Source organism: Pseudomonas sp. zfem002, from assembly GCF_032621685.1.
GTDB lineage: Bacteria > Pseudomonadota > Gammaproteobacteria > Pseudomonadales > Pseudomonadaceae > Aquipseudomonas > Aquipseudomonas japonica.
In genome coordinates this window covers 98949-113025 of record NZ_JAVYJH010000019.1, presented here as the reverse complement: position 1 = coordinate 113025, position 14077 = coordinate 98949, and the positions used below count along the sequence as shown (strand labels likewise).

Genomic DNA, 14077 nt, shown 5'->3' with positions numbered 1-14077 from the left:
GCAATGAACGCACTGAACAGCAATGTGCCGGTCGCGGTGATCGGCGCCGGGGCCATGGGCGCCGGCATCGCCCAGGTGGCGGCCAGCGCCGGGCACCGGGTCTTCCTTTATGACAATCGCCCAGGCGCGGCGGCCCAGGCACTGGACGGCATCGATAAGCAACTGGCGCGCCGGGTCGACAGCGGCAAGCTGGCCGCCCACGCCCGCGACGCCTGCCTCGCCGCCCTGGAAGCGGTGGACAGCCTGGAACCGCTGGCTGAGGCCGGCCTGGTGATCGAGGCCATCGTCGAGCACCTGGAGATCAAGCAGAACCTGCTGCGCCAGCTGGAAGCCATCTGCCGCGACGACTGCATTCTCGCCAGCAATACCTCGTCGATCTCCATCACCCGCCTCGGCGCCGGCATGACCCGCCCGGAGCGCCTGGTGGGCATGCACTTCTTCAATCCAGCGCCGGTGATGGCGCTGGTCGAGGTGGTCCAGGGCCTGGCCAGCGATCCCGCCGTGGTGGACTGCGTCCTCGCCACCGCCGCGGCCTGGGGCAAGAAACCCGTGCTGGCCCGCTCCACCCCGGGCTTCATCGTCAACCGCGTGGCCCGGCCGTTCTACGCCGAAAGCCTGCGCCTGCTGCAGGAAGGCGTGGCCGACTGCGCCAGCCTCGATGCCCTGCTGCGCGAGGCCGGCGGCTTCGCCATGGGCGCCTTCGAGCTCACCGACCTGATCGGCCACGACGTCAACTACGCGGTGACCTGTTCGGTGTTCGACGCCTATTACCAGGACATGCGCTTCCAGCCGTCGCAGATCCAGAAGGAACTGGTGGACGCCGGGCATTTCGGGCGCAAGAGCGGGCGCGGCTTCTATGACTACCGCGAGGGCGCCGAGCGGCCCCGGGCGCTGACCCTGCACAGCAGCGCCGACGTACCGGAAGTGGTTGTCGAGGGTGAGATCGGCGTGCTGCAGGGGTTGCTGGACCGGCTGCGCGGCGCTGGCGTGAAGGTGAATCGCCGTGCCGGTCGTGGCCTGCTGCGGGTCGGCGCGGCCACCCTGGCCCTGAGCGACGGCCGTCTTGCCGCGCAGCGCAGCGTCGATGACGGCCTGGCCAACCTGGTCCTGCTGGACCTGGCCCTGGACTACCAGCGCTGCACCCGCCTGGGCATCACCTGGGCCGCCGGCACCGAGGCGCTGGCCATCGACCAGGTGGTCGCCCTGCTCGCCCACGCCGGCATCGCCGCCACCGCGCTGCGCGACAGCCCGGCGCTGTGCGTGCTGCGCACCGTGGCCATGCTCGCCAACGAAGCCGCCGACGCCCTGCTGCAAGGCGTGGCCTCGGCGGCGGATATCGACCTGGCGATGCGCGCCGGGGTCAATTACCCGCGCGGGCCGCTGGCCTGGGCCGACCAGCTGGGCCGTGGCCTGCTGGTCGAGGTGCTCGACAACCTGCAAGCCGCCTATGGCGAAGAACGCTACCGCCCGTCCCTGCAACTGCGCCGGCAACTGGCCGAAGGAGTGCCTTTTCATGAATGACCGTCTGGATCTGGCCAGCCGCTGCGCCCAGGCCCTCTTCGAACGCGACGCCGCCAGCCAGGGCCTGGGCATGCGCCTGCTGGCCAGCGGCCCGGGCAACGCCACGGTGGGCATGAGCGTGCGCGCCGACATGCTGCAGGGCCACAACACCTGCCACGGCGGCTTGCTCTTCGCCCTCGCCGACTCGGCGTTCGCCTTCGCCTGCAACAGCCACAACGATGCCACCGTGGCCCAGGGCTGCAGCATCGACTACATCGCCCCGGCCTTCGCCGGCGATACCCTCACCGCCCGCTGCAGCGAACTGAGCCGGGGCAAGCGCACCGGCGTCTACGACGTGCGCATCGAGAACCAGCACGGCCAGTTGATCGCGCTGTTTCGCGGCAAGTCCTACCAGATACGCGGCAGCGTGCTCGCAACGGAGACCCTGAAATGAACGACGCCCTGATCATCGATGCCGTGCGCACACCCATTGGCCGTTACGCCGGCGCCCTCAGCAGCGTGCGTGCCGACGACCTCGGCGCGGTGCCGCTGCGCGCCCTGATGCAGCGCCACCCGCAGGTGGACTGGAACGCGGTGGACGAGGTGTTCTACGGCTGCGCCAACCAGGCCGGCGAGGACAACCGCAATGTCGCGCGCATGTCGTCGCTGCTGGCCGGCCTGCCGGTGAGCGTGCCCGGGGTGACCCTCAACCGCCTCTGCGCCTCCGGCCTGGAGGCGGTGGGCGCGGCGGCGCGGGCGATTCGCTGTGGCGAAGCCGGACTGGTCCTGGCTGGCGGTGTCGAGTCCATGTCCCGCGCGCCGCTGGTGATGGGCAAGGCCGAGACCGCCTTCTCGCGCAACGCCGAGCTGTTCGACACCACCATCGGCTGGCGTTTCGTCAACCCGCTGATGGAGCGCCACTACGGCATCGACAGCATGCCGGAGACCGCCGAGAACGTCGCCGCGCAGTTCAATATCAGCCGCGCCGACCAGGACGCCTTCGCCCTGCGCAGCCAGCAGCGCGCAGTGGCGGCCCAGGCCAACGGGCGCCTGGCGGCGGAAATCGTCCCGGTGGAAATCCCCCAGCGCAAGGGTCCGGCCAAGATCGTCGAGCAGGACGAACATCCCCGCGCCGACACCACCCTGGAACAGCTGCAGCGCCTCGCCACACCGTTCCGCGTCGGCGGCAGCATCACCGCCGGCAACGCTTCGGGGGTCAACGACGGCGCTTGTGCCCTGCTCCTGGCCAGCCGCAAGGTAGCCGAGCGCTATGGCCTCAAGGCCCGGGGCCGGGTGCTGGCGATGAGCAGCGCCGGAGTCGAGCCGCGGATCATGGGCATCGGCCCGCTGCCGGCGACGCGCAAGGTGCTGGAACTGACCGGCCTGGCACTGGCCGACATGGACGTCATCGAACTCAACGAAGCCTTCGCCGCCCAGGGCCTGGCGGTGCTGCGCGAGCTCGGCGTGGCCGACGACGATCCACGGGTCAATCCCAATGGCGGCGCCATCGCCCTCGGTCACCCGCTGGGCATGAGCGGCGCGCGCCTGGTCACCACCGCGCTGCACGAACTGGAAAGGCGCAACGGCCGCTACGCCCTGTGCACCCTGTGCATCGGTGTCGGCCAGGGCCTGGCGCTGGTGATCGAACGTCTCGACGACTGAATGCAGAACGCTCCCGGGCGCCGGGTTATGCTTGGCGCCACGCACTCACAAGAACAACATGCAGAGTGAATCCATGAACATGCAGATGTCCCCCGCCCCCGTGCTCGACCCGATGGAAACCGCCAGTGTCGACGAACTGCGCGCCCACCAGCTGCAACGCCTGCGCTGGAGCCTGGAGCACGCCTGGCAGAACGTGCCGATGTACCGCCAGCGCTTCGCCGAGCTGGACGTGCATCCGTCCGACCTGAACAGCCTCGACGACCTGGCCAGGTTCCCCTTCACCGTGAAGAACGACCTGCGCGACAACTACCCCTTCGGCCTGTTCGCCGTGCCGCAGCACGACATCGTCCGCCTGCACGCTTCCAGCGGTACCACCGGCAAGCCGACCGTGGTCGGTTACACGCAGAAGGACATCGACACCTGGGCCGACCTGGTGGCCCGCTCGATCCGCGCCGCCGGCGGGCGCAAGGGTGACAAGGTGCATGTGTCCTATGGCTACGGCCTGTTCACCGGCGGGCTGGGCGCGCACTACGGCGCCGAGCGCCTGGGCTGCACGGTGATCCCCATGTCCGGCGGGCAGACCGAGAAGCAGGTGCAGCTGATCCGCGATTTCCAGCCGGACATCATCATGGTCACGCCGTCGTACATGCTCAACCTTGCCGACGAGATCGAGCGCCAGGGCATCGACCCGCACCAGCTGGCCCTGCGCCTGGGCATCTTCGGCGCCGAGCCGTGGACCCCGGAGCTGCGCGCGGCGATCGAGGCACGCCTGGGCATCACCGCCCTGGACATCTATGGCCTCTCGGAAATCATGGGCCCGGGCGTAGCCATGGAGTGCGCCGAGAGCCGCGACGGGCCGACGGTGTGGGAAGACCATTTCTATCCGGAGATCATCGACCCGGTGACCGGCGCGGTGCTGCCGGATGGCGAGCTGGGCGAACTGGTGTTCACCACCCTGAGCAAGGAAGCCCTGCCCATGGTGCGCTACCGCACCCGCGACCTGACCCGCCTGCTGCCGGGCACGGCGCGACCGATGCGGCGCATCGACAAGATCACCGGGCGCAGCGACGACATGCTGATCATTCGCGGGGTCAACGTGTTCCCGACCCAGGTCGAGGAACAGGTGCTCAAGGTCAGGCAACTGGCCGAGTGCTACGAGATCCACCTGTACCGCAACGGCAACCTGGACAGCATCGATATCCACGTCGAGCTGCGCGGCGAGCACCAGCACCTGGGCGAGGCGCAGCAGAAGGAGGTGTGTGCGGAGCTGAGCCGGCATATCAAGACCCACATCGGCATCAGCTCGCGGATCGTGTTGCAGCCGGCGTATTCGATCAAAAGGTCCGAGGGCAAGGCTTGTCATGTGTATGACAAGCGCAAGCAGACGGCCTGACACCTTCCTTCATTGCCTATGACTACGCGGTCCTCGTAGGAGCTGGCTTGCCTGCGAAAGGAGCGCGTAGCGGTCCCTGATGACACTGCAATCGGGACCGCTACGCGCTCCTTTCGCAGGCAAGCCAGCTCCTACAGGTCCACGAGCCAACTCCTGCGAGAGTTGCGCCTGCCGCACCAGACAAAACACCCTCAGCCCCCCCACCGCCTCGGCTAGTACCCGCCTGAACATCTTCAGCGCTCGATCCTGAAAGCCCCGAAAGCGCATCGGCATGCCCCCGCACCCCACAGAACCTCCAATCCGACACAAAAACCAATTACGACACCATTTTTTGTGTTTGATATTTGGTTTTGTATCACTTATAACTATCCCCACGCCCAAGCCCCCACGACAAAAAGGCGGGAGACTCACATGTACGCACAACTGGTCGAAACCGGCGTCAAGCGCCTGAAGACCCTCGCAGAGATGTCCGAGCAGGAACGCGCCTTCCAGGAGCGGATCGACGCGGAGATCAAGATCGAAGCCAAGAACTGGATGCCGGATGCCTATCGCCAGACGCTCATCCGGCAGATTTCCCAGCACGCCCACTCGGAAATCGTCGGCATGCTGCCGGAAGGCAACTGGGTCACCCGCGCCCCGTCGCTCAAGCGCAAGCTGCAGTTGATGGCGAAGATCCAGGACGAAGCCGGGCACGGCCTGTACCTGTACAGCGCGATGGAAACCCTCGGCGCTGATCGTGATACGGAAATCGAAAAACTCCACAACGGAAAAGCAAAATATTCCAGCATCTTCAACTACCCGACCCTGAGCTGGGCCGATGTCGGCGCGGTGGGCTGGCTGGTGGATGGCGCGGCGATCGTCAACCAGGTGGTGCTCCAGCGCACCAGCTACGGCCCCTACTCCCGCGCCATGATCCGCATCTGCAAGGAAGAGAGCTTCCACCAGCGCCAGGGCTACGAAATCCTCCTGACCATGATGCGCGAGGGCACCCAGGCACAGAAGGACATGGTCCAGGACGCCATCGACCGCCTCTGGTGGCCATCGCTGATGATGTTCGGCCCCAGCGACGAACACTCGCCCAACAGCGCCCAGTCCATGGCCTGGAAGATCAAGCGCCAGAGCAACGACGAGCTGCGCCAGCGCTTCATCGACCAGACCGTGCCGCAGTTGGAACTGCTCGGCTGCACCGCCCCCGACCCGGAGCTGAAGTGGAACGCCGAGCGCGGCCACTACGACTTCGGCGCGATCCAGTGGGACGAATTCTACGAAGTGCTCAAGGGCAACGGCCCGTGCAACCAGGAACGGGTCGCCACCCGCCGCCAGGCCATCGAGGACGGTGCCTGGGTGCGCGCCGCCGCGGTCGCCCACGCCCGCAAGAAAGCCAACAAGAACGCCGCCTGAGCGTCGCCTGACCGGAGAAATCGCCATGTCCGAATGGACCCTGTTCGAAGTATTCGTGCGCAGCAAGCACGGTCTCAACCACAAGCATGTCGGCAGCGTGCACGCCGCCGACGCCGCCATGGCCATCGACAACGCCCGCGAGCTGTACACCCGGCGCAACGAAGGCGTGAGCCTGTGGGTGGTGCCCTCGGCGCTGATCACCGCCTCGTCGCCGGACGACAAGGACCCGCTGTTCGCCCCCTCCGAGGACAAGATCTACCGTCACGCCAGCTTCTACGAGCTGCCGGCCGAAGTGGGGCACATGTGATGAACCAGGACCTGATCCAGTACCTGCTGCGCCTGGGCGACAGCGCCATGGTCCAGGCCCAGCGCCTGTGCCAGTGGTGCGGCCGCGCCCCGGCGCTGGAAGAAGAGCTGGCGCTGATGAACGTCGGCCTCGACCTGGTCGGCCAGGCGCGCAACTGGCTGGAATACGCCGCCGAGCTGGCCAACGACGGTCGCGATGCCGACCACCTGGCCTTCCGCCGCGACGAGCGCGCCTACCGCAACCTGCTGCTGGTGGAGCAACCCAACGGCGACTACGCGGTGACCCTCCTCAAGCAGTTCTTCTACGACGCCTGGCACCACGCCGTGCTGCAGGGCCTGAGCCAGTCCAGCGATGCGCGCATCCAGGGCATCGCGGCCAAGGCGCTGAAGGAAGTCACCTATCACCTGCGCCGCTCCGGCGAGTGGGTCGAACGCCTCGGCGACGGCACCGAGGAAAGCCGCCAGCGCATGCTCGCCGCCCTGCCCCAGCTGTGGCGCTTCACCGTCGAACTGGTGGACGCCGATGCGCTCGAACAGCGTCTGTTCCAGGCCGGGATCATCGGCAATCCGCAGCAGCTCGCGCTGAGCTGGCAGCGTCAGGTCGAGGAAACCTTCGAACGCGCCACCCTGCCGGTGCCGCAACCGGCCGTCCACTTCTACCTCAGCGGACGCCAGGGCCTGCACAGCGAGCACCTCGGTCTGCTGCTGGCGGAAATGCAGTGCCTGCCGCGAGCCTACCCCGATGCGACCTGGTGAGCTGATCGCCAGCGACCGCGGCGCCCGCGCGCCCCGGGCCGACGACCTGAGCCAGGCGTGGACCGTGCTGGAACAGGTGATGGACCCGGAAGTGCCGGTGGTCAGCGTGGTCGACCTCGGCATCGTCCGCGACCTGGACTGGCACGGCGGCCATCTGCAGGTGGTGGTCACCCCCACCTACTCCGGCTGCCCGGCCACCGAGGTGATCGAGCAGGACATCCGCCAGGCCCTGGAACAGGCCGGTTTTGCCGAGCCCAGGCTGACCCGGCAACTGAGCCCGGCGTGGACCACCGACTGGATCAGCGAAGGCGGCCGCGAGCGCCTGCGCGCCTACGGCATCGCCGCGCCGGTGGGCAGTGCGAGCAAGCGCAGCCTGCTCGGCGAGGCCGCGCAGATCGCCTGTCCGCAGTGCGGCAGCGTGCATACCGAGCGGCTCAGCGAGTTCGGTTCCACCGCCTGCAAGGCCCTGTACCGCTGCCGCGACTGCCGCGAGCCCTTCGATTATTTCAAGTGCATCTGAGCGCTTGCTGGAGATTTCCCCATGAGCCAGTTCCATAGCCTGACCGTCAAGCAAGTGCGCAGCGAAACCCGCGATGCCGTGTCGATCCTCTTCGATGTACCGCGCGAGCTGGACCAGACCTTCCGCTTCACCCAGGGCCAGTACCTGGTCCTGCGCACCCGGCTGGACGACGAGGAAGTACGCCGCTCCTACTCGATCTGCACCGGCATCAACGACGGCGAACTGCGGGTGGCGGTGAAGAAGGTCGCCGGCGGGCGTTTTTCCGCCTTCGCCAACGAGGTGCTGGCCGCCGGCGACGTGCTCGAAGTGATGCCGCCGTCCGGCAGTTTCCATGTGCCCCTGGACCCAGCGCGCCACGGTCATTACCTGGCGGTGGCGGCGGGCAGCGGCATCACGCCGATCCTGTCCATCGTCAAGACCACCCTGGAAGCCGAGCCGCACAGCCGCTTCACCCTGCTCTACGGCAACCGCGCCAGTGGTTCGGCGCTGTTTCGCGAGCAGCTGGAAGACCTGAAGAACCGCTACCTGCAGCGCCTCAACCTGATCTTCGTGTTCAGCCGCGAGCAGCAGGACATCGACCTGTACAACGGCCGCATCGACGCCGACAAGTGCGAGCGCCTGTTCAGCCGCTGGGTCGATGTGGCGGGCCTGGAGGCGGCGTTCATCTGCGGCCCGCAGGAAATGACCGAGACCGTGCGCGATGCCCTGAAGGCCCGGGGCATGGAGGCAGGGCGCATCCACTTCGAACTGTTCGCCGCCGCCGGCAACGATGCCCGCCGGCAGGCCCGCGAGGCGGCGCGCCAGGTGGATGCGGCGGTGAGCCAGGTCACCGTGATCAGCGATGGCCGCGCACTGTCCTTCGAGTTGCCGCGCAACAGCCAGAGCGTGCTGGATGCCGGCAATGCCATCGGCGCCGAACTGCCCTACTCGTGCAAGGCCGGGGTCTGTTCGACCTGCAAGTGCAAGGTGATCGAGGGCGAGGTGGAGATGGACAGCAACCATGCCCTGGAGGACTACGAAGTGGCCGCCGGGTATGTGCTGTCGTGCCAGAGCTATCCGGTGAGCGAGCGGGTGGTGCTCGATTTCGATCAGCTCTGACCTTTCGGGCCCGGCGCGCCCCTTGTAGGAGCGTGGCTTGCCCGCGAAGGACCGTGCAGCGGTCCCGGACCTCACCACTATCGGGGACCGTTTCACGGTCCTTCGCGGGCAAGCCACGCTCCTACGGGGACCGCGCAGGCAACACCGCTGTACCCCCCAAGCGTGACCGACACAACAACTACAACAAGATCAAGAGAGCGCCCCCCCATGACCCCCAGTCATATCGAAACCATCCAGAACCACCCCGACTTCCAGCAACTGGTGCGGCGCAAGCGCCGGCTCAACGGCAGCCTGACCGCCGCCATGCTGGTGATCTACTACGGCTTCGTCCTGCTCGTGGCCTTTTCCCCCAGCACCCTCGGCCAGTCCCTCAGCGGCGGCGTGACCACCGTCGGCATGCTGGTGGGCGTGCTGATCGTCCTGCTGTCGTTCGGCCTGACCGGCATCTATGTGTACCGCGCCAACAACGTCCTCGATCCGCTCAACGACAAGGTCAAGCAGGAGTGCGCGCAATGAACTGGACCGCTATCGGCATGTTCCTGCTGTTCGTGCTGTTCACCCTCGGCGTGACCCGCTGGGCCGCCCTGCGCACCCGCTCGGCCGCCGACTTCTACACCGCCGGCGGCGGCCTGACCGGGATGCAGAACGGCCTCGCCATCGCCGGCGACATGATCAGCGCCGCGTCCTTCCTCGGCATCTCGGCGATGATGTTCCTCAACGGCTACGACGGCCTGCTCTACGCCCTCGGCGTCCTGGCCGGCTGGCCGATCATCCTGTTCCTGATCGCCGAACGCCTGCGCAACCTGGGCAAGTACACCTTCGCCGACGTGGTCTCCTACCGCCTGGCCCAGACCCCGGTGCGCCTGACCTCGGCCTTCGGCACCCTGACCGTGGCCCTGCTCTACCTGGTGGCGCAGATGGTCGGCGCCGGCAAGCTGATCGAGCTGCTGTTCGGCATCAGCTACCTGTACGCGGTGATCCTGGTCGGCGTGCTGATGGTCTTCTACGTGACCTTCGGCGGCATGCTCGCCACCACCTGGGTGCAGATCATCAAGGCAGTGATGCTGCTCTCCGGCACCACCTTCATGGCCTTCATGGTGCTCAAGCACTTCGGTTTCAGCACCGAGGCGATGTTCGCCAGCGCCGCCGCGGTACATGCCAAGGGCACCGCGATCATGGCCCCGGGCGGGCTGCTGTCGAACCCGGTGGACGCGATTTCCCTGGGCCTGGGCATGATGTTCGGCACCGCCGGCCTGCCACATATCCTCATGCGCTTCTTCACCGTCAGCAACGCCAAGGAAGCGCGCAAGTCGGTGTTCTACGCCACCGGCTTCATCGGCTACTTCTACCTGCTGCTGATCGTCATCGGCTTCGGCGCCATCGTCATGGTCGGCACCGAGCCAGCCTACCGCGACGCCAGCGGCGCGATCATCGGCGGCGGCAACATGGTCGCGGTGCACCTGGCCCAGGCCGTGGGCGGCAACCTGTTCCTCGGTTTCATCTCGGCAGTGGCCTTCGCCACCATCCTCGCGGTGGTCGCCGGCCTGGCCCTGTCCGGCGCCTCGGCGGTGTCCCACGACCTGTATGCCTGCGTGATCCGCAAGGGCCAGGCCAGCGAACAGGACGAAGTGCGGGTGTCGCGTATCGCCACCCTGGTGATCGGCGTGCTGGCGATCATCCTCGGCCTGCTCTTCGAGTCGCAGAACATCGCTTTCCTCTCCGGCCTGGTGCTGGCCATCGCCGCCTCGGTCAACTTCCCGGTGCTGTTCCTCTCGATGTTCTGGAAGGGCCTGACCACCCGCGGCGCCGTGGCCGGCAGCCTGGGCGGGCTGGTGTCGGCGGTGATCCTGCTGGTGCTGAGCCCGGTGGTCTGGGTCAACGTGCTGCACCACGACAAGGCGCTGTTCCCCTACAGCAACCCGGCGCTGTTCTCCATGAGCGTGGCCTTCCTCAGTGCCTGGGCCTTCTCGGTGACCGACCGCTCGGCCCAGGCCAGCGAGGAACGCGGCCGTTATCTGGCGCAGTTCATCCGCTCCATGACCGGTATCGGCGCCGCCGGCGCCAGCAAACACTAATAAAGAACACGACTCGGGAATAACAACAATGAACCCCATTCGCCTTCTCGCCGGGATCACCCTGCCCCTCGCCTGTACCCCGGCCCTGGCCGGCTTCGTCGAGGACAGCCACGCGAAGATCGAACTGCGCAACCACTACATCAACCGCGACTTCCGCCAGGACAACGCCGCGCAGTCCAAGGCCGAGGAATGGGCCCAGGGCTTCACCGCCAAACTGGAGTCCGGCTTCACCGACGGCACCCTCGGCTTCGGGGTCGATGCCATGGGCCAGCTGGGCATCAAGCTCGACTCCAGCCGCGACCGCCGCAATACCGGCCTGCTGCCCTATGGCCGCAACAGCCTGGAACCGGCGGACGACTACAGCGAGCTGGGCCTGACCGCCAAGGTGCGCCTGTCCAGGAGCGTGCTGCGCCTCGGCACCCTGCAGCCGCTGCTGCCGGTGCTGACCTACAACGACACCCGCCTGCTCGCCTCGACCTTCCAGGGCGGCCTGCTGACCAGCCAGGACATCGATGGCCTGACCCTCAACGGCGGGCGCCTGACCAAGGCCAACCTGCGCGACTCGTCGAGCAACGACGACATCGGCTACGGCGCGGCCACCAGCGATCACTTCGACTTCGGCGGCGGCAGCTACGCCTTCAACCCGCAACTGAGCGTCAGCTACTACTACGCCAAGCTGGAAGAGATCTACCGCCAGCAGTTCGTCGGCCTGGTCCACACCCTGCCCCTGGGCGAAGGCCTGAGCCTGCGCAGCGACCTGCGCTGGTTCGACAGCCGCGGCGACGGCGCCGAGCGCGGCGGGCGCATCGACAACCGCAACTTCAACGGCATGTTCACCCTGGCGGTGGGCGCGCATAAATTCAGCGGCACCTTCCAGCAGATGTCCGGCGACAGCGCCTTCCCGTTCCTCAACGGCGGCGACCCGTACACCGTCAACCTGGTCACCTACAACACCTTCACCCGCGCCGGCCTGGATTCCTGGCAGGCGCGCTACGACTACGACTTCGCCGCCCTCGGTATTCCCGGCCTGAGCTTCATGACCCGCTACACCGACGGCCGCCACGCCAAGGCCGCGGGTGTCGACAACGGCCGCGAGCGCGAACGCGACACCGACCTCGCCTACGTGATCCAGAGCGGCCCGCTGAAGAACGTCAGCCTGCGCTGGCGCAACGTCACCTTCCGCTCCGGCAACGGCCTGACCACGGCCCTGGACGAGAACCGCCTGATCATCGGCTACACCCTGGCGCTGTGGTAACAGCGCCCACTACCAGAATCGGAGGACACACGATGTCTGCTGCCCCTACCTTGCAAAGCTTCATCGCCGGCCGCTGGATCGGCCAGCACGGCTCCCAGGCCCTGCGCAGCGCCCTCGACGGGCATGTCCTGGTCCACGCCCACGAGGAGCGCCCGGACTTCGCCGAGGCCCTCGACCACGGTCGGCGCCAGGGCCGCACAGCCTTGATGGCCCTGGACTTCCAGCAGCGCGCGGCACGCCTCAAGGCCCTGGCGCTGTACCTCGCCGAGCGCAAGGAGCAGCTCTACGCCCTGTCCCACCACAGCGGCGCCACCCGTGCCGACAGCTGGATCGATATCGAGGGCGGCACTGCCACGCTGTTCTCCTATGCCGGCATCGGCGCCCGCGAGCTGCCGTCGGGCAACCTGGTGCATGAAGGCCCGGCGATCCCGCTGGGCAAGCAGGGCCGTTTCGCCGGCAGCCATATCCTGGTGCCGCGGGCCGGGGTGGCGGTGCATATCAACGCCTTCAACTTCCCGATCTGGGGGATGCTGGAGAAGTTCGCGCCGACCTTCCTCGCCGGCATGCCGTGCATCGTCAAGCCGGCCACCGCCACCAGCTACCTGACCGAGGCCGTGGTACGCCTGATGGACGAGTCCGGCCTGCTGCCGCCGGGTGCCCTGCAACTGGTGATCGGCAGCACCGGCGACCTGCTGGAACGCCTCGACGGCCAGGACCTGGTGACCTTCACCGGCTCGGCCGACACCGCGGCGAAACTGCGAGTCACCCCCAACCTGATCCGCCACTCGGTGCCCTTCACCGCCGAGGCCGACTCACTGAACTGCTCGATCCTCGGCCCGGACGTGACCCCGGACAGCGCGGAGTTCGAGCTGTACATCAAGGAAGTGGTGCGCGAGATGACCACCAAGGCCGGGCAGAAATGCACGGCGATCCGCCGCGCCATCGTCCCGACGCGGCACCTGGACGCCGTGGCGACCCGCCTGCGCGAGCGCCTGGGCAAGGTGGTGGTCGGCGATCCGTCGCTGGAAGGTGTGCGCATGGGCGCCCTGGCCTCCCATGCGCAGCAGGCGGATGTCGGCGAGCGGGTCGCACAGTTGCTGCGCAGTTGCGACCAGCTGTTCGGCGCCAGCGATGGTTTCGAGCCGCGTGGCGAAGGCGTGGCCAACGGCGCGTTCTTCGCCCCGACCCTGCTTCTGGCCCGGGATGCCCATGCCGAGGGCGGTGCCCACGATATCGAGGCGTTCGGTCCGGTCAGCACGCTGATGACCTACGACGACCTCGACGAAGCCCTGGAACTGGCCGCGCGCGGCAAGGGCAGCCTGGTGGCGAGCCTGATCACCGCCGACCGTGCGGTAGCCGCCAGGGCCGTGCCGGTCGCCGCGGCCTGGCATGGCCGGTTGCTGGTGCTGGATGCCGAGGCCGCCGCCGAATCCACCGGCCACGGCTCGCCGTTGCCGCAACTCAAGCACGGCGGCCCGGGGCGCGCCGGGGGCGGCGAGGAGCTGGGCGGCCTGCGCGCGGTCAAGCACTACCTGCAGCGCGCCGCGGTGCAGGGTTCGCCGAGCATGCTGATGGCGGTGACCGGCGAGTACGTGCGCGGTGCCGAGGTGATCGAGACCGAGGTGCATCCGTTCCGCCGGCATTTCGAAGACCTGCGCATCGGCGAGTCGCTGCTGACCCATCGGCGCACGGTGACCGAGGCCGACCTGGTGAATTTCGGCTGTCTGTCGGGCGACCACTTCTATATGCACTTCGACGAAATCGCCGCACGCGAATCGCAGTTCGGCAAGCGTATCGCCCATGGTTACTTCGTCCTGTCGGCGGCGGCCGGCCTGTTCGTCAGCCCTGCTCCGGGCCCGGTACTGGCCAACTACGGGCTGGACAACCTGCGCTTCATCAACCCGGTGGGGATCGGCGACACCATCCAGGCGCGGCTGACCTGCAAGCGCAAGATCGACCAGGGCAAGAAGAGCCCGCAGGGTATCCCGCAAGGGGTGGTGGCCTGGGATGTGGAGGTGACCAACCAGCTTGGGGAGCTGGTGGCGAGCTATGACATTCTGACGTTGGTGGTCAAGAAAGAGGGCTGACCGTTCGTAGGAGCGTGGCTTGTC

General features: G+C 67.5%; 12 protein-coding genes and 1 pseudogene. All 13 read left to right on the top strand.

Annotated features, from left to right (window positions below; translation table 11 throughout):
- The first annotated feature begins 3 nt into the window (after positions 1–3).
- Entirely contained in the window at positions 4–1521 is a 1518-nt protein-coding gene (gene paaH / locus RTI28_RS20350) for a 3-hydroxyacyl-CoA dehydrogenase PaaH (RefSeq protein WP_316922085.1), read from the top strand.
- On the top strand, positions 1514–1954 hold the full coding sequence (gene paaI / locus RTI28_RS20345; protein WP_316922084.1) for a hydroxyphenylacetyl-CoA thioesterase PaaI: 441 nt from the start codon (positions 1514–1516) through the stop codon (positions 1952–1954). Before paaH ends, paaI begins: the two co-directional genes overlap by 8 nt.
- On the top strand, positions 1951–3162 hold the full coding sequence (pcaF, locus tag RTI28_RS20340) for a 3-oxoadipyl-CoA thiolase (protein WP_316922083.1): 1212 nt from the start codon (positions 1951–1953) through the stop codon (positions 3160–3162). Before paaI ends, pcaF begins: the two co-directional genes overlap by 4 nt.
- A 73-nt stretch (positions 3163–3235) precedes the next feature.
- Positions 3236–4555 (top strand): phenylacetate--CoA ligase PaaK, encoded by a 1320-nt coding sequence (paaK, locus tag RTI28_RS20335; protein WP_316922195.1) that lies wholly within the window; start codon positions 3236–3238, stop codon positions 4553–4555.
- Between the two features lie 411 nt (positions 4556–4966).
- Positions 4967–5956 (top strand): 1,2-phenylacetyl-CoA epoxidase subunit PaaA, encoded by a 990-nt coding sequence (gene paaA, locus RTI28_RS20330; RefSeq protein WP_316922082.1) that lies wholly within the window; start codon positions 4967–4969, stop codon positions 5954–5956.
- Positions 5957–5981: 25 nt separating this feature from the next.
- Positions 5982–6263 carry a 1,2-phenylacetyl-CoA epoxidase subunit PaaB gene (gene paaB / locus RTI28_RS20325; RefSeq protein ID WP_042127504.1) on the top strand — a complete coding sequence of 94 codons (282 nt, stop codon included), beginning with the start codon at positions 5982–5984 and terminating at the stop codon, positions 6261–6263.
- Positions 6263–7018 (top strand): 1,2-phenylacetyl-CoA epoxidase subunit PaaC, encoded by a 756-nt coding sequence (gene paaC / locus RTI28_RS20320; RefSeq protein ID WP_316922081.1) that lies wholly within the window; start codon positions 6263–6265, stop codon positions 7016–7018. The genes paaB and paaC overlap by 1 nt, the downstream gene beginning before the upstream one ends.
- The gene (gene paaD, locus RTI28_RS20315) at positions 7005–7538 is read left to right on the top strand and encodes a 1,2-phenylacetyl-CoA epoxidase subunit PaaD (protein ID WP_316922080.1); all 534 of its coding nucleotides are present in this window, start codon (positions 7005–7007) and stop codon (positions 7536–7538) included. The genes paaC and paaD overlap by 14 nt, the downstream gene beginning before the upstream one ends.
- A 21-nt stretch (positions 7539–7559) precedes the next feature.
- Positions 7560–8636, top strand: coding sequence for a 1,2-phenylacetyl-CoA epoxidase subunit PaaE (gene paaE / locus RTI28_RS20310; protein ID WP_316922079.1), 1077 nt, complete (start codon positions 7560–7562; stop codon positions 8634–8636).
- A 207-nt stretch (positions 8637–8843) separates the two neighbouring features.
- A complete protein-coding gene (locus tag RTI28_RS20305) occupies positions 8844–9152 on the top strand; it encodes a DUF485 domain-containing protein (protein WP_316922078.1) in 309 nt (102 codons plus the stop codon).
- A pseudogene (locus RTI28_RS20300) lies at positions 9143–10711 on the top strand (cation acetate symporter); the annotation flags it as partial. The gene RTI28_RS20305 and the pseudogene RTI28_RS20300, both read left to right, overlap by 10 nt.
- Before the next feature lie 28 nt (positions 10712–10739).
- Positions 10740–11966 carry an OprD family porin gene (locus tag RTI28_RS20295; RefSeq protein ID WP_316922077.1) on the top strand — a complete coding sequence of 409 codons (1227 nt, stop codon included), beginning with the start codon at positions 10740–10742 and terminating at the stop codon, positions 11964–11966.
- A gap of 32 nt (positions 11967–11998) precedes the next feature.
- Entirely contained in the window at positions 11999–14053 is a 2055-nt protein-coding gene (gene paaZ, locus RTI28_RS20290) for a phenylacetic acid degradation bifunctional protein PaaZ (protein WP_316922076.1), read from the top strand.
- Positions 14054–14077 lie beyond the last annotated feature (24 nt).